Genomic DNA, 14,212 nt, shown 5'->3' with positions numbered 1-14,212 from the left:
GACGCAGCGGAAAGTTAGGAATCATGACGAAGAGAAAAGTGATTATCGACACCGATACGGGTGTAGACGACGCACTGGCGATCATGCTGCTTGCAGCGGAACCCGACGTGGAGATCCTTGCGGTGGTCAGCGTCTTCGGAAACTGCACGGGCGAACGTGCGGCAGACAATGCGCGATACGTGCTCGACACCTGCGGGCGCAGTGACGTTCCGGTCTACCGCGGAAGCGATGTTCCCGTTAAGCAGGAGCTGCGCCTGAACCCGGGCATTCACGGCGAAGACGGGTTCGGGAACACCGGTTTGCGCCCCGCGGTCTCCGTTGCGACCGAGCCCAGCGGTGTTGACGTAGTGCTCGAACTTGTGCGCCAGCATCCCGGTGAGATCGACTATCTCGCCATTGGCCCGCAGACGAACCTTGCTCGCGCGTTAGAGAGTGAACCTGATCTGCTGAAGATGCTACGCAGCACCGTGATCGTTGGCACGCTGGGGCCCGCGCTTTACCGCGACACCGAACCGTGGGCTGATCGCCGCTTCCGAGTGTCGCGTGATCCCAACGTGACGTTTGACATCGACGCCGCTGAATCTGTCGCCGCTCACGAGGGTGATGTGACATGGTGCGGCCCCTATGTCACGCGCCAGGCTCTCGTTCCCGAGAACTTCTTCCTCGAGATCGCAGAGTCGACGGGCTACGCACCCGCCAACCTGATCACGAAGATCAGTGCGGACTACGCAGGATTTTACAGCCGCTCGTACCCACAACCAGGGGACGAGCGCGTCATGGGTATCAACGACAGCATGGCCGTCGCTGCCCTTCTGCGACCTGATCTGATCACGGCATCCGTGCAGCGCCCGTTGCAGACGTTCCAAGATCCAGCGACGGGGGACCGCTACTTGGCCGGTGTACACCCCGTCGAGGATGAGACGCGACCCCTGCACCGCGTTGTGGTGGACATGAACTTTGACGGCGTTCTGCGAATGATCGGCGAAGCCCTGCGCAGCCCCCTTCCTTGGCGCTAGAAAACAACGAGAAGGCCCCCTGAACTCGAGCTGAGTTCAGGGGGCCTTCTTATTGCTTCTTTAATCGTCGTAGGAGCGAGCGCGTATCCACGGCATGGGCAGGAGTTCGATGGGTTCCGCTGCGGCGACGACACCGTCCCCAGTGTCGACGAGGACGCGTAGATCCTGACCAAATTTCGGGATCAGTTCACGGCACACCCCGCACGGATTGATGACGTGCGGAACATCGTCACCCCTGAGTCCGACAGAAACGATCGTGGTGATGGCTTCCTCGCCGCCAATTTTCGCGTTGGCGACCGCGCTGCTTTCTGCGCACACCTTGACGCGCGGGGTGGCGAGACTCACGCCGAGATACACGGCTCCCGAGACGCCACGTGCAGCGGCGGCAACTCGAACCGCGCCAGGATCATGCACCCGTGACAGGAGTGCGGCGGCGGCATCGATGAGTTCCGCGTCTGAAGCAAGAAGTTCTTGAGTCACAGTCGTACCTTTCTAAGTGTCCGGGAGAAAGACGAAGCCTTCGACCGTGTCTAAAATCCACGGCCGAAGGCTTGTGCTGCTGGCTGCGCTCAGAGTGTGCAGCCGTCCGTCGCTCTAGTGCTTGGTTCCGAAAGCGGTGACGGACTCGACGAGCGCGTCTGCAACAGCTGCCGCGTCAATGTCCAGCAACACATCGACATTGGGGACTCCGCCCCAGCGGTCAACCATCTGGACGACCGTCTGTCCGCGGGTGTGCTTGCCGTCGAGTTCGACATCGACGCGCAGATGGCGCATTTGGAACCAGTCGGGGTTGATGGCGTATGCAACACACGGAACATCGTTCAGGTGCATGCCTTCGATCTTCCACTCGGGCATCTCAGTGGTGTCCTGGTGGCGGTCAGGATAGCCGATCATCTCGCACAGGGCCCGGCCCATGGGCGAACCCGATGTCCAGAGCTTCTCGACCCGTTCAGGAGTAACCGAGAATTTGCGGCACACGTCGAGACCGACCTGTGTGAGCTTCGCTCCAGATTGGATGACGATTTCGGCAGCTTCGGGATCGTTGAAGATGTTCGCGCTGGCAACAGGAGAGGCATTTCCCCATGTGAGAGCTGCTCCACCCATATAGATGATCCGGCGAACGTTCTCAGCAAACTTCGGCTCCAACGAGATCGCGAGAGCGACGTTCGTGAGCGGTGCGAGCGCCATGATGCTGATCTCGCCCGGGTTCGACATGACGAGCTCGATCATCTTCTGCACGGCCTCGGTGGGGCCATCAGCGCCGGGAGCTGGATCGGGGTATTCCCAGTACCCAACTCCGCTGGGGCGGTGAATGTGCTCGGCGAAATTTGGCTCGCCTACGAGAGGGCGGGGAGCACCAACCCAAATCGGCAGGTCCGGGCGACCCGACAGGTGCGTGATCTTACGTGCGTTGGCGGTTGCCTTCTGAACGTTCACGTTCCCGAAGACGGTGGTGAGCGCCTCGACATGGAACTCGTCCGTTGCGAGTGCCCAGAAAAGTGCGCCGGCGTCGTCGATGCCGGGATCAGTGTCGATGATGAAGCGTTCCATGGTTCCGTTCTTTCTAGGGTGCCTGTATCGGTGGGGAACCTCTGCGCGGTACCGCCGACGTCGCCGACGGTACCGCGCAGAGAGTTCGCCTACTTACCGACGAAGATGCCGTTGCGCTTCTTCGCTGCGAGGTACAGAACCACGCTAATGGCGCACAGGGTGGCGATGTATATCGGGAACATCCAGAACGTGCCCTCGCCCTGCGTCCACAGCAAAAGATACGAAGCGGTGCCACCGAATAGCGCAACGCCTACGCCGTAACCGAGGCCGAGGCCCGTGCCGCGAATGTGTTGGGGCAGTAGCGAGTTCGAGACCGTGACGAAGATCGTCATGTTGAGAAGCAACACGATTGCGCCGCCGAACATAACCCCTGCGAAAGTTCCGATGCCGGGCTGTGTGTAGAGCAATGACAGGAAGATCGTCGGAATTGCCAGGACGCGAGCAACGACGAATACCTTCGACATCGGGAAGCGGTCAAGATACTTGCTGAGGAACAGTGCGCCAAGAGTCATGAAGACTCCGAAGCCGGTGGTGATACCGAAAACAGCGGCGGGGTCTTCCTGGAAAGCAGCGCGCGCGAGGTTGGGCAGACCGGCGATCCACGTGTAGTTATAGGCCTGAATGGCACCGACGATGAAGACGGTCGCCAAAACGCTCAGCCAGTACTTGCGCACGTCGCCCCATACCGAGGGGAGCTGCTTCTTCACAACCTTCGCTTCGCGTGCGCCGTCGATGTTGAGCGTCTCAGGCAGCGTGGTGCGCAGCCACAACACGATGAGACCGAAGAGACCGCCGATGATGAACGGAATGCGCCAGCCCCACTCTGCGAGGTTGTCACCCACGAGCAGCTGCGTGAGGAAAAAGATCGACAGTGGTGCGAGCAAGTTTCCGAGGTTGTTGAAGAATCCGAAGAAGCCGGAGACATAACCGGGACGGTTCGGAACCAGTTCGAGTGCGTAGGCGGTGCCAAGGGGTGCCTCAACGCCGGCAGACAGACCCTGCAGCAGACGCATGGCGACGACTATGACCGGCGCGGCGACACCGATGGTCTCATACCCCGGCAAGACGCCGATGACAAAGCTGCCAAAGGCAACGGCTGTGATGGCGAAGATCATGATCTTGCGGCGGCCGGCTCTGTCGGCGATAGACCCGAAGATGACGCCGCCAATGGGGCGAGCGATGAATCCAACGGCGAAGACGGCGAGTGCATTCAGCGTCGATGCGAGCGCGCTGTCTGCGGGGAAGAAAGCGGCCCCAAGGTACGAAGAGAGTAGCCCGAAGATCGCCCAGTCGTACCATTCGAGGGCGTGGCCCCAGCTGAGGGCGCGAAGGTGCTTACGCTCGGTTTTGCTGGCTTTGCCTGTCAGCTGTGCTGACGAGGGCGCCGCGACGTCTTGTACGTGCATGGAGCTCCTTTGCTCAACTCTCCCGGAGGATAGTCCTTTATATCTGCGAACGCCTCGGATCGGGCGGCAGGTCTCATCCCACTATAGTATAGCGCAAGCTATTTTGCGCATTCGGGTTTCGTTACGGGGGGGCGACGGTGAAAATTCCCGTAGTTTCGCCCGAAGAAGGTAATCTCCTTCAGCCACATCGGCGCCCCGATTGGACTTCGCGTCACCGAAACGATGCCGGACGTCCGCCGGTAGGACGAGCGCCTGACCTTCCACTGGTTGCTGCCAGCGAGCACAATGAACCAGTATCAGACGAACGACGCCGACCTGCCCGAGGCCGCAGCTTCGGCCTCGGATCGGGACCAGTCATCGATCCGGACCCGATCCCGGGTCAAACGTGCGTCGCAGAACCCTTAGTGCCTAACGTCGTCGGCCAGCCCGTGCGGCGAATTCGTACAGCGGCGTGGGCCTGAGCAGCGCGCCGAGCGGCGTTGTGCCTTCGGGCACCCCTCTCGAGGTCAGTTTTTCTGCGCCCAAAAATTGATACCAAACCACTTCGCGCAGGGCGCCGAATCATCTACATGTCACTCACCAGAACACTTCGGGCACCGAAAGCCACCCTCGCAGGTGCGCTCATCTTGCCAGCACTTCTCGTCGCGCTTTCAGGATGCGCAGGTTCGCAACCGTCCCCAACGATGCCGTCAGCGACAAGTGGCACCGAGCAGTCTGCCGAAGCCGGCGAAAACGTCGTTACGACTATCGGCCTGAAGTTCATGCCGAAAGACCTCACCGTCAAGGTTGGCACCACGGTTACCTGGCAGAACGGCGAGACGATCGGCCACACCGTGACCTCCGGAGCCTGGGGCGATGTAAACGAATCAACGGGTCTCCGCGGTACGCAGACACCCGACGGCCTCTTTGACCACGATCTAGCGCCGAAGGGTCAGGAGGGCGACACGTTCTCTTACACCTTCGACGAACCCGGCGAGTACTTCTACTACTGCCAACCGCACTTGACCATGAACGCAAGCGTCACGGTCGAACCGTAACAATCCGTACGACACAACACACCATCATCAAGGAGAAGAAACAATGCGTAAAATCACAGCAATCACCGGTCTCGGACTCGCCGCGGTACTAGCACTCTCGGGCTGCTCAGCTGCAGCAGAGTCGCCCGCCACTACCGACGACATGACCTCTTCAGCGGTCACTGACACGGTAAACAGCGACGGCTCGACGTTGCGTGCAACGCTAACCGCACTGCTCGCCGACCACGTCTACCTCGCCGGTGCAGCCATTGACCAGGCACTAGCCGATGGTGGCGACCTCACGACGGCAGACGTCGCTGCAGCAGTTGAAACCCTCGACAGCAACTCGGTTGAGATCGCAGCCCTCGTAGGCTCGGCCTACCCGGACGCTGAGCAGCCTTTCCTTGATTCATGGCGCTCGCACATCCCGTTCTTCGTGAACTACGCGGTCGCAAAGGCAACGGGAGACGAGGCTGGCATCGAACAGGCCATGTCAGACCTGGGTGGCTACGCGGTATCGTTCGGCCAGCTGATCAACTCTGTTGTTCCTGAACTGCCGGCCGAAGCCGTACAGGCTGAGCTTGAGATGCACGCCACGTCGCTCGTTGCAGCGATTGACGCGAACATCGCCGGTGACCCTGCCTACTTCTCGCTGTTGAAGGAAGCTGCAGGCCACATGCCGATGACGGCAACGGCACTCGCTGGCGGAATCGCAGCCAACAAGGGTATTCAGTAAAACCACTCTGTGAATGACGCCGGCGGGGAGCGAACGAATCGCTCCCCGCCGGCTTCAGCATTTCCAGAAAGTTATCGAGAGAGAGCAAGGACATGAAAATTTTCATCATTGCGGCACGAATCTGGATTGCACTAGCGCTTTTGGTTAACGCCTACGTGCACTTCGTCCTCGCGTCTCCCTTCGATGCCATCGTCGGCTCACTAGTCAGTCAGGGTGCCCTGTTCCGCATCCAAGGTGTAGTGAACATCCTCGCGGCCGTCCTGATTCTGGTGGTATATCGGTGGTGGACTGGGCTGGTCGTGGCAGTGATTGCGGCGGGCGGCCTCGCACTACTGGTGGCATCGGTATATGTTCCATTGGATTTGAGCGCAATCGGGTTCCCGGTGATCTACGAACCCGTGTGGTATCCCGACAAGGTAATAGCAGTTGTCGCACAGGGCCTCGCGCTAATTGGCGGGCTGGCGCTGGCGGTTGTGACTCGTCCTCGTGCAGCTCAGAAACAAACTTGACCTGATCAAACTCTCGCAACGACTGTGTGCTGGCGCCAACGACATCACGGTCTGCTCGGCGGTCTTCAGATATCGGCGTTAGAGTTCCGATGCATCGCGACCATCCCCATCCTGTTTTCGAAGGGATTCGATCGATCGGATGCCCTCTGGGCGGCCCGCGCGCACCCATAGCGCCCACAGTGTGGCTGCTATGAGCGCTGCAGCCGCGAGGCTCACGAGGGGCCACCCGCGGGCAAGGTTGACGATAAGCGTGAACGCCACAATGGCCGCGCCGATCACGTTGAGGACGAAGCGTTTGTGCTGGCGGGCCAGATGTGTGAACCGAGCCATCGCTAGCAAGCCGGAGAGGAAGCTCAAAAATACAGCCACCGCGTAGAACAGTACGAGCCGCTGGTCGTCAGCGCCGGTGGCAGCGAGGACGACCATCGAGAGAGCGGTGAAGAGTACGAGACCCCAATATGGGGTGTGGCGCCGATTCACACTCCCCAATGCCGCAGGCAGAATGCCCACGGCGTTCGTGCCCGAAGGATGCACCGCGAGCGCTTTCAGTAGCCCCGGGCCCGCCTGAAAGGAAGAACTTGCCGCGGCGAGCAGTAGCAGCGCGGTCATGAGCTGGAAGAGTCCAAACAGCGGGGCCGGGGCGACGTGCCGGGCAAAGTCGGCAATGAGAGTCGACCCCTCGTCGGGGATGCTGATGCCAAGCCGTGTCGCTTGCACTGCGAAGGTGAGCGTGAGTACGCCAACGATGCCGAGAGTGAGCCACAGTGTGAGTTGCCCGAACCAGCGGCGACCATCAGAATCGAGTCCGCCGAGCTGCGCAATCGCCGTCGAGGGAGCCTCGACACCGGTCGCGAGCGCCATCGCGACGGGAAAAGCCAGTATGACGGCGACAGCGCCCGCAAGCGCGTTCGGGTCGGCGGCTGCCGAATCGTCGAGGACTGCCGAATCGAGTGGCGCGGCAACAACACTGAACAGGAGCACCGACGCTGCCACCGCGACGAAGCTCACCGTCATCAGCGCGAACAGGATTCGCCCAAGATTTCCGAACAGGGACAACCCGCCAACAACGGCCACAAGCGCGAGGGCAATCAGCAAGCGCCACGGCGCAAGCACGGGAAAGTAGGCAATGACGGCCGATGCGGCTGCCGAGACGCTAATCGCGATGGTCAGTACGAAGTCGACCACGAGCGAGCCAACTGGCAGAAACGACCAGCCGTCACCGAAGGCTTCACCGATGGCAGCCGATGCTCCACCGCCATCCGGATAGCGGGCGATCAGAGCCCGGTAGTTCAGGACAACGAGCGCGATGATCGACACCACGAGCCCCATCGTCGCGACGAGCAGGTCGAGCCGACCATCCAGCGCCCGGAGCGCCGCTTCGACCGCGTAGGCGACCGAGGATACAGGGTCAGCCATGAGCGTGAACGCGAACGCAAGAAACAGAACGACGCGAGAGCGTAGGAAGGGCACGCGGCGACCCTACTCCGGTAGCAACCTAGTCCGTCGCGCGCCGCGGCGTGGCTGGGGGAAATTCGGGTGCTAGCCTCACGCGCGGGCTGAGGTGCGGAACACGCTCACCAGGTCGAGACCACGCCCGCAACGGAGCCGGTTGGGACCATGGCAGCGTGCGGGATGCCGGGCCGACTGCTTTCGCTTAGGTATAGTCGAGAGGGTGAATGAAAAAGATCTGCTCGGCCTCTGGTCGGGAGCACGGTTGCACATCGTAATGGCGCAATTTGCGCCAACCTTCCTGCTTACTGTTGTCATTACCGCGCTTGCTCTAGACGGATTCGATGGCAGCCCGGTGGCCGTGCGAATAGCGGCGGCGGGAATCCTACTCGCCTCGGGAATTCTTGGCTCCATCGCTCAGTACACGGCCGCCAGCGAAGCGAAAGCCGTGGCGGTCGATCTGGCGCAGATCGAGAGTCCGTCCCGGCTCGTGCAGCAGATCATCCAGACCGCATGGTGGACGACGATCGTGAAGTTCGTCACCCCGGCGATCTTCACCGTGATCTTCCTAGCGATCCTCTGGGAGCTGTTCATCGCAGGTTAGGTGACCGCCAGGCAGCGATCTATGACGAGCGCATCCCGATCGACTAGTGAGCTTCGCAGCAGATCAGGCTGCGGACTGCGGTGTGAAAGCTCCACTCGGTAGGTCCTTTTCACCGGAAACGATTGCGTCAACGATGCGGCGAGCAACGTCGGCGGGGTCGAAGCCGGTGGGCATAGTGGGCGCGGTGCCAGCGACCGGCCTAGTGGCGAGCCCCGTCTCGGTGTGGCCGGGTCGGGCATCAACGAGCCGAATGCCGTCGCGGCGCAATTCGCGGCCAGCCGCCTGCCCGAACGCGGCGAGGGCCGCTTTGGATGCGGAGTAGGCGGCCATGTTCGCTGTAGGGGATTCGCTGACGATGCCGCTCAGGGTAAGAAAGAATGGGTCGCGCTTCGCTGCCGCTGACTCGAGCAGGGCGGGGCGTGCTGCACGGAGCAGGCGCATCGGCCCAAGCGCGTTTACGGTGAAGAGCGCATCCATTGTCTCGTCGTCGGCGTGAGATGCCGGACCAAAGGCTACTACTCCGGCCGCGTTGATGACACCATCGAGCTGCCCATGGGCGCCTAGGGCGGCACTGATAAGTTCGACGCCAGAGCCGGAATCGCGAAGATCAGATTTCACGAATGTTCCTGGCACGGCCCGGGCGCGCACTTTTTCTTCTGATCGCCCGTGGAGGGTCAGAATAGCGCCTTCAGCAGCCAAAATTCGAGCGATCGCGGAGCCAAGGCCCCCTGAGGCTCCAACGACAAGAATGGATGATCCTGCGAGCGAAGTCATACGCAAACGGTACTGTTTGCGGCTGTGGAAAACCCCTACCGCGGTAGCGTGGTGGCATGACAACAGGCGAGCCGGAGACACCGTGGTATGCGCTCGCCCCGAGGGGGCCTTCACACAGCTTGATTCGAGCTCGCACGGGCTGACGACGGCCGAGGCCGACGCGCGCCGCGCTAGGGTTGGGCCGAACCAGCTGGAAGTGCGCAAGCCGACGCCCCCGTGGGTGGTGGCAGCGCGACAATTTCGGTCGCCACTTATCGCAATTCTGTTGGTTGCGGCGACAGTTGCACTGTTGCTGCAGGACTGGGTTGACGCCACGGCGATTCTCATCGTGCTCGTGCTGAACGCGTCGATTGGGTTCTGGGAAGAGACGCACGCCGAGCGCGAGATGCGTGCGCTTGCCTCGCTCACGGTGCCCGCTGCACGCGCTGTGCGTGACGGCCACATCATCCGGCTTCCCGCGGTCGACCTCGTGCCGGGCGATGTTGTCGCGCTCGAGAGTGGCGAGCAGGTGGCCGCCGACGTGCGCGTCATCGAGGCTCATGCCCTGCAGGTCGACGAGTCGATGCTGACCGGCGAGTCAGAGCAGGTGCACAAGACTTCCGCGCCCGTTTCCGAGCATGCCGCAATGGGCGACCGTCACGGGATGCTTTACAGTGGCACCTTTGTCACGTTCGGTCGCGGCCGCGGTGTTGTCGTGGCAACGGGCCGCTATACCGAGTTGGGGCGCATTAACGAGCTCGTACAGACCAGCTCGGAGCGCACGCCGCTGCAGCAGAGTATCCGCAGCCTCGAGCGCCGTATCGGAATTTTCGTGGCCGCTGTCGCTGTCGCTGTGGTCATCACCGGCCTGTTGCTGGGGGAAAACCTCGAAACAGTATTCCTGTCAGCGATCGCCATGGCCGTCGCGACGATTCCTGAAGCTTTGCCGGTAGTGATGACCGTCGCGCTGGCGATCGGTGTGCGTCGAATGGCAGCCCAGGATGCGATTGTGCGCACGCTGCCCGCCGCTGAAACGTTGGGCTCGACAACCGTGATCGCGAGTGACAAAACGGGAACGCTCACCGAAAACCGGCTCACCGCCGAGCGCGTGTGGATACCCGGCGGCGATGCAATCGTCGTGTCGACCCTGCCTCACCAGCCGAGCGGCGTGCTGCGCGAGATCGTCATGGCCGGCGCCCTCGTCAACGAGGCGCACCCGCACGGTGATAATGAGAGTGGCTTCATCGGTGACGCTGTCGACGTGGCGCTCGCCGTGCTTGCGCGCTCGCTCGGGGGGACGAGCGATGATGACGACCTACCCGACCAAGTGGCCCGACTCCCGTACGAGCCGCAAAACCGCTACTCGCAGTCACTGCGCCGTGGCGGGCACGGCGACGATGCCGCGCTCATGCTCTATGTGAAGGGTGCGTCCGAACTGGTGCTATCGATGTGCAGCTCAGAAGCTGGGGGGGAGTACCCTCGACGCTGCCGCGCGCCAGCGAGTGCAGGATGCACACGATCAACTGGCCGGCGACGGTTACCGGGTACTGGCAATCGCCTGCCGTACGGTGGCCGACAACGAGCTGTCAGGGCCGGAGCTGCCGCACCCCGCCGGCTTGCAGTTGCTCGGGCTCGTTGCGCTCACCGACCCGCCGCGTGAGGAGGTCCTCGAGTCGATTTCACTCTGTGTCGGAGCAGGGATGCGCGTCATTATGGTGACCGGCGACCACCCGTTGACCGCCACCACAATCGCGCGTCGGCTCGGCATCGCCGACTACGACAACGTGATTACGGGCGACGAACTCGACGACCTCAACGACGCAGCGCTAGCCGAACGTGTCGCTCACGCCGGAGTGGTGGCGCGGGTCTCACCCTCAGACAAGCTGCGCGTCGTGCAGGCGCTGCAGGCCAATGGCGACACGGTTGCTGTAACGGGCGACGGCGTGAACGACGCGCCCGCGCTCAAGGCGGCCGCGATCGGCGTCGCGATGGGCGAATCGGGCACGGACGTGGCGCGCGAGGCCGCAGATGTCGTGCTCACCGATGACCGCTTCGCCACCGTTGTCGAGGCGGTGCGGCAGGGGCGCATTGTGTTCTCGGCGATCCGCAAAGCTACCTTCTTCTTACTGTCGACCGGATTCGGGATCATGCTCGCCGTCGCCATCAGCTTCTTTTTTGAGCAGCCGTTGCTCTTGATACCCGTGCAGGTGTTGTGGATTAACGTTGTTACGAGTGGCCTACAAGACGTTGCGCTCGCGTTTGAGCCTGCGGAGGGGGACGAGCCGCGGCGACCTCCGCGGGCCGCGCGCGAGGGTATCCTGTCCCGCGAACTGTGGGTGCGCACCGTGATGTCGGCGAGTTGGATGGCGACCGTGCTGCTCATCACCTTCCAAATGGCGCTCGCCGCGGGCTATGAAATCGAGCACGTACGCACCATCACGATGACGGTGTTCGTTCTCATGAGTTTCTTCCAATCGGGCAGCGCGCGCACCGAGCGCCGCTCGCTCTTCACCATCAGCCCATTCAGCAACCCGTTTCTCATCGCGACCGCCCTCGGCTCGCTCGGGTTGCAGTGGCTCGTGATGACCTGGCCGGTCAGCGCGGGCGTGCTGGGGCTTGTGCCGCTCACCCTCAGCGAGTGAGTGGGGTGTGCACTAGCCGCATCGACCCTGCTGGGGTTCATCGAGACGGAAAAATTTGTGCGACGCATGCTGGCTCGGCGTACGAGTGCGACTGCGGTCTAGACAGGCTGGTGAGCACGCTGCGTCAATCTGGAGAGCTTCACCTCACCGATCGGCTCTTCGGCGAGCAGCGGCACGAGCGCGATCCGTGGGCTGAGCGCACGCACGCGGGCGATCTGTTCGACTTCGTTCGCGGCCCGCTTGCGCAAAAACGGCGACACCGGGTGCGTGGCAGCGATCGAATTGTTGACTACCCAGCCCCATGGGTGAATGCCCGCACGTTCCAGGTCCTGCTGTAGCCCTTCGGCTTCGAGTACGGGGGTTGTTTCTGCCAGGGTGACGAGGATGACCTTTGTCTGCGCCGGATCCTGCAGGCGCATCAGCGGCGTAACGAACGTGAGGCTGTCACCGATCTGGCGGGCGATCTCGCGATGGTAGGAGCCCGTGGCATCCAACAGCCGGATGGTGTGCCCGGTGGGGGCGGTGTCGAAGATGATGTGGTCGTAGCGACCGTAGCTGGAAGTATCGGTGAGGAGGTTCGTGAACTCGTCGAAGGAGGCGATCTCGGTGGTACACGACCGATATTGGATGCGGGGTCGGTGCTCACCAGCAGAACTTGCTTGCCGCGGGCAGCGATCTCGAGCGCGGTCGCGCAGGCGACCGAGGTTTTGCCGACGCCTTTCTTGCCGGTAAAGAAGAGGAATCTGGGTGGATCTTCGAGAAACTTCACGGTCGACTCAGCAACATCCAGTTCCACCGCAGCAGCCGCCGGCCGTCTTCTGGGTGAGCCCGAGGTCGAGACGCTCAGCGGATGTCGTGGCAGGGGTGCCGAGGCCGGCAAGGTCGTGCAGCGCCTCTTTAGTGGGATATGCGCCGGTGGCAACGGTGACTCCATCGACGACGGTCAGCGGCAGTCCCTTCGACCCGACGGTGTGCATGAATGCGCGCACCGTTTCATCGTCTGTGAACGCCGTGGGGTCGTTGGCCAGGTTATGGCGCGTAATGTCTGCGCCCAGTTCTTGAAGGCTGCGAACGTCTGCGGTAACGGTCACGAGTGACTGGTCGATGTCGGCACCGCACACTCCGGTGTCGCAGCAGAGGGCAGCTTCGTAAATATGGATCGTGGGCATGAGGTTCTCTTTCTCGCTTAGGTAGAACAGGTCGGGGGGGCGAAGTTGGCGGGCGCGTCCACATGGATAGCGACGCCGAGGGCCCGGATCGCCTTGGATTCGACCGCGTACTGCACGTTCATACCCCGGCGCTCCTTTGAGACAAGTCCGGCCTTCTCCAGCGTCTTTAGATGATGGCTAACCGTCGGTTCCGAAAGCCCAACGGCCGGTGCTAGGTCGCAAGTGCAGGCTTCCTTGTTGGGCTGGTTGAGCATAAACGCGATGAGCCGAAGACGCGCAGGATCAGCCAGTGCCTTCAATCGCACCGCGAGACGCACCGCATCATCTAGGGGAAAGTCCGGAGTTGATGACAGCGGCGCGCAGCAGATCGGCGACACATCATCCAAGACCGGGAGAGCTTTAGGCATGGTCCCAGTATGGCACTTATTAGACATATATCAAATAGTCAAGAAGGCGTTGTTAGCAAACCGTATGTCCGCTTCTGGTTGCCGTTCGACGGTTCCTGTCGTCGCCACTGCCCACTGGTCTGCCGACGTATGTACCGCACCGACTCGACAGCGTGGAACTTGTTGAGGTTCGAAGGCTGCGCATCCTAAACGCGATTGCTAGCGGCGAACGCAGGTAAGCGCAGCAAGCCCATGCGGTTGTGAATCGGTCGCGGATCATGGTTCCTACTTTGGGCGAGTTCAAGAACCAGTAGCAGGATGACCCAACTATGGTGTGACGCAGAGGAGCGTTGCGCTGCCGTCAGGGGAAAAGGTGACACATCATGTGGTTCGATTCGTGGTCTGACCTCATCCGTATCGCGCTTGCGGGAACAGCGGGATACGCCACTCTCATCATCGTCTTACGTATCTCGGGCAAACGCACCCTGTCACAGCTCAATATCTTTGACTTTGTCGTGACGGTCGCGCTCGGCTCCATCTTGGCGACAGTCTTGTCGAACACGGATGTGTCATGGTCGGAGGGCGCCGCAGCGTTCGCACTTCTTGCTGTTCTTCAGTTCATTGTTGCGTGGGCTACATCTAGGTGGCCGCGTGCCCGAGGCGTGGTCACCTCCACCCCAGTGCTGCTGTTTAGCGACGGGACGGTCCGCCACCAGGCACTAAGGCGCGCCCGCCTTACCGAGTCTGAAGTGCATCAGGCGATCCGGGAAAGCGGAGCGGGTGACCTAGCGGACATTCGAAGCGTCGTCTTGGAATCCAACGGGAAACTCAGCGTGATCTCTGCGAGTAAGTACGGGGACGGCTCAGCGCTCAAGGATGTGAAGAACTAGGCGCCGACTCGAGCGCCGACACCGCCGGATCTGTCGTGATCTCGGGATGAGTGCCGCTGAGCGTCGAGAAGAAGCAGAGCACCTT

General features: G+C 61.8%; 15 protein-coding genes and 3 pseudogenes. 8 read left to right on the top strand and 10 right to left on the bottom strand.

The window, feature by feature from the left end:
• Positions 1 to 23 precede the first annotated feature (23 nt).
• Entirely contained in the window at positions 24 to 1,016 is a 993-nt protein-coding gene (locus AC1ENN_RS10890; protein ID WP_449647276.1) for a nucleoside hydrolase, read from the top strand.
• A gap of 60 nt (positions 1,017 to 1,076) precedes the next feature.
• Here the strand turns inward: AC1ENN_RS10890 and AC1ENN_RS10885 are convergent, their stop codons facing one another.
• The 3 genes from AC1ENN_RS10885 to AC1ENN_RS10875 form a co-directional block, all read right to left on the bottom strand.
• Positions 1,077 to 1,496, bottom strand: a complete 420-nt coding sequence (locus AC1ENN_RS10885) for a cytidine/deoxycytidylate deaminase family protein (RefSeq protein WP_449647275.1) — start codon at positions 1,494 to 1,496, stop codon at positions 1,077 to 1,079.
• Positions 1,497 to 1,610: 114 nt separating this feature from the next.
• On the bottom strand, positions 1,611 to 2,567 hold the full coding sequence (locus AC1ENN_RS10880) for a nucleoside hydrolase (protein WP_449647274.1): 957 nt from the start codon (positions 2,565 to 2,567) through the stop codon (positions 1,611 to 1,613).
• A gap of 89 nt (positions 2,568 to 2,656) precedes the next feature.
• A complete protein-coding gene (locus tag AC1ENN_RS10875; RefSeq protein ID WP_449647273.1) occupies positions 2,657 to 3,973 on the bottom strand; it encodes an MFS transporter in 1,317 nt (438 codons plus the stop codon).
• Positions 3,974 to 4,542: 569 nt separating this feature from the next.
• Between AC1ENN_RS10875 and AC1ENN_RS10870 the strand changes: the two genes are divergently transcribed.
• The 3 genes from AC1ENN_RS10870 to AC1ENN_RS10860 all read left to right on the top strand — a co-directional run bounded on the left by AC1ENN_RS10870 (position 4,543) and on the right by AC1ENN_RS10860 (position 6,234).
• Complete coding sequence (locus tag AC1ENN_RS10870; RefSeq protein ID WP_449624221.1) at positions 4,543 to 5,010, top strand: cupredoxin domain-containing protein; 468 nt, start codon at positions 4,543 to 4,545, stop codon at positions 5,008 to 5,010.
• Between the two features lie 43 nt (positions 5,011 to 5,053).
• Positions 5,054 to 5,725, top strand: coding sequence for a hypothetical protein (locus AC1ENN_RS10865; RefSeq protein WP_449647272.1), 672 nt, complete (start codon positions 5,054 to 5,056; stop codon positions 5,723 to 5,725).
• A gap of 92 nt (positions 5,726 to 5,817) precedes the next feature.
• A complete protein-coding gene (locus AC1ENN_RS10860) occupies positions 5,818 to 6,234 on the top strand; it encodes a hypothetical protein (RefSeq protein ID WP_449647271.1) in 417 nt (138 codons plus the stop codon).
• Between the two features lie 78 nt (positions 6,235 to 6,312).
• On the opposite strand, the gene AC1ENN_RS10855 is transcribed toward AC1ENN_RS10860, so the two are convergent.
• The gene (locus AC1ENN_RS10855; RefSeq protein ID WP_449647270.1) at positions 6,313 to 7,704 is read right to left on the bottom strand and encodes an APC family permease; all 1,392 of its coding nucleotides are present in this window, start codon (positions 7,702 to 7,704) and stop codon (positions 6,313 to 6,315) included.
• Positions 7,705 to 7,906: 202 nt separating this feature from the next.
• Between AC1ENN_RS10855 and AC1ENN_RS10850 the strand changes: the two genes are divergently transcribed.
• Positions 7,907 to 8,287: a hypothetical protein gene (locus AC1ENN_RS10850; protein ID WP_449647269.1), complete on the top strand. Its 381-nt coding sequence runs from the start codon at positions 7,907 to 7,909 to the stop codon at positions 8,285 to 8,287.
• Between the two features lie 63 nt (positions 8,288 to 8,350).
• On the opposite strand, the gene AC1ENN_RS10845 is transcribed toward AC1ENN_RS10850, so the two are convergent.
• On the bottom strand, positions 8,351 to 9,061 hold the full coding sequence (locus AC1ENN_RS10845; protein WP_480406062.1) for an SDR family NAD(P)-dependent oxidoreductase: 711 nt from the start codon (positions 9,059 to 9,061) through the stop codon (positions 8,351 to 8,353).
• On the opposite strand from AC1ENN_RS10845, the pseudogene AC1ENN_RS10840 reads away from it, so the two are divergent.
• A pseudogene (locus AC1ENN_RS10840) lies at positions 9,036 to 10,439 on the top strand (cation-translocating P-type ATPase); the annotation flags it as partial. The gene AC1ENN_RS10845 and the pseudogene AC1ENN_RS10840 overlap by 26 nt on opposite strands.
• A gap of 25 nt (positions 10,440 to 10,464) precedes the next feature.
• Positions 10,465 to 11,682, top strand: a complete 1,218-nt coding sequence (locus AC1ENN_RS10835) for a cation-translocating P-type ATPase (protein WP_480406061.1) — start codon at positions 10,465 to 10,467, stop codon at positions 11,680 to 11,682.
• Positions 11,683 to 11,780: 98 nt separating this feature from the next.
• Here AC1ENN_RS10835 and AC1ENN_RS10830 read toward each other — a convergent pair whose 3' ends face one another.
• The 5 genes and pseudogenes from AC1ENN_RS10830 to AC1ENN_RS10810 form a co-directional block, all read right to left on the bottom strand.
• Entirely contained in the window at positions 11,781 to 12,176 is a 396-nt protein-coding gene (locus AC1ENN_RS10830; RefSeq protein WP_480406060.1) for an ArsA-related P-loop ATPase, read from the bottom strand.
• Positions 12,177 to 12,197: 21 nt separating this feature from the next.
• Positions 12,198 to 12,284 (bottom strand): annotated as a pseudogene (locus tag AC1ENN_RS10825) (hypothetical protein); the annotation flags it as partial.
• A gap of 29 nt (positions 12,285 to 12,313) precedes the next feature.
• Positions 12,314 to 12,451: pseudogene (locus AC1ENN_RS10820) on the bottom strand (ArsA-related P-loop ATPase); the annotation flags it as partial.
• Positions 12,452 to 12,458: 7 nt separating this feature from the next.
• On the bottom strand, positions 12,459 to 12,851 hold the full coding sequence (gene arsD / locus AC1ENN_RS10815; RefSeq protein WP_480391167.1) for an arsenite efflux transporter metallochaperone ArsD: 393 nt from the start codon (positions 12,849 to 12,851) through the stop codon (positions 12,459 to 12,461).
• Between the two features lie 17 nt (positions 12,852 to 12,868).
• Positions 12,869 to 13,258, bottom strand: a complete 390-nt coding sequence (locus AC1ENN_RS10810; protein ID WP_480391166.1) for a metalloregulator ArsR/SmtB family transcription factor — start codon at positions 13,256 to 13,258, stop codon at positions 12,869 to 12,871.
• Between the two features lie 362 nt (positions 13,259 to 13,620).
• On the opposite strand from AC1ENN_RS10810, the gene AC1ENN_RS10805 reads away from it, so the two are divergent.
• Complete coding sequence (locus tag AC1ENN_RS10805) at positions 13,621 to 14,127, top strand: DUF421 domain-containing protein (protein WP_480391165.1); 507 nt, start codon at positions 13,621 to 13,623, stop codon at positions 14,125 to 14,127.
• Positions 14,128 to 14,212: the final 85 nt, after the last annotated feature.

The organism is Rhodoglobus sp. G.S.23 (assembly GCF_056675935.1).
Note: the sequence above shows the minus strand (reverse complement) of the source record. Positions and strands in the feature narration are given on the sequence as shown.

What these genes read in the sequence shown, in the direction of transcription:
- AC1ENN_RS10890 (WP_449647276.1), top strand. Translation starts at nt 24, where the DNA reads ATGACGAAGAGAAAAGTGATTATCGACACCGATACGGGTGTAGACGAC.
- AC1ENN_RS10880 (WP_449647274.1), bottom strand. Translation starts at nt 2,567, where the DNA reads ATGGAACGCTTCATCATCGACACTGATCCCGGCATCGACGACGCCGGC.
- AC1ENN_RS10875 (WP_449647273.1), bottom strand. Translation starts at nt 3,973, where the DNA reads ATGCACGTACAAGACGTCGCGGCGCCCTCGTCAGCACAGCTGACAGGC.
- AC1ENN_RS10870 (WP_449624221.1), top strand. Translation starts at nt 4,543, where the DNA reads ATGTCACTCACCAGAACACTTCGGGCACCGAAAGCCACCCTCGCAGGT.
- AC1ENN_RS10865 (WP_449647272.1), top strand. Translation starts at nt 5,054, where the DNA reads ATGCGTAAAATCACAGCAATCACCGGTCTCGGACTCGCCGCGGTACTA.
- AC1ENN_RS10860 (WP_449647271.1), top strand. Translation starts at nt 5,818, where the DNA reads ATGAAAATTTTCATCATTGCGGCACGAATCTGGATTGCACTAGCGCTT.
- AC1ENN_RS10845 (WP_480406062.1), bottom strand. Translation starts at nt 9,061, where the DNA reads ATGACTTCGCTCGCAGGATCATCCATTCTTGTCGTTGGAGCCTCAGGG.
- arsD (WP_480391167.1), bottom strand. Translation starts at nt 12,851, where the DNA reads ATGCCCACGATCCATATTTACGAAGCTGCCCTCTGCTGCGACACCGGA.
- AC1ENN_RS10810 (WP_480391166.1), bottom strand. Translation starts at nt 13,258, where the DNA reads ATGCCTAAAGCTCTCCCGGTCTTGGATGATGTGTCGCCGATCTGCTGC.
- AC1ENN_RS10805 (WP_480391165.1), top strand. Translation starts at nt 13,621, where the DNA reads ATGTGGTTCGATTCGTGGTCTGACCTCATCCGTATCGCGCTTGCGGGA.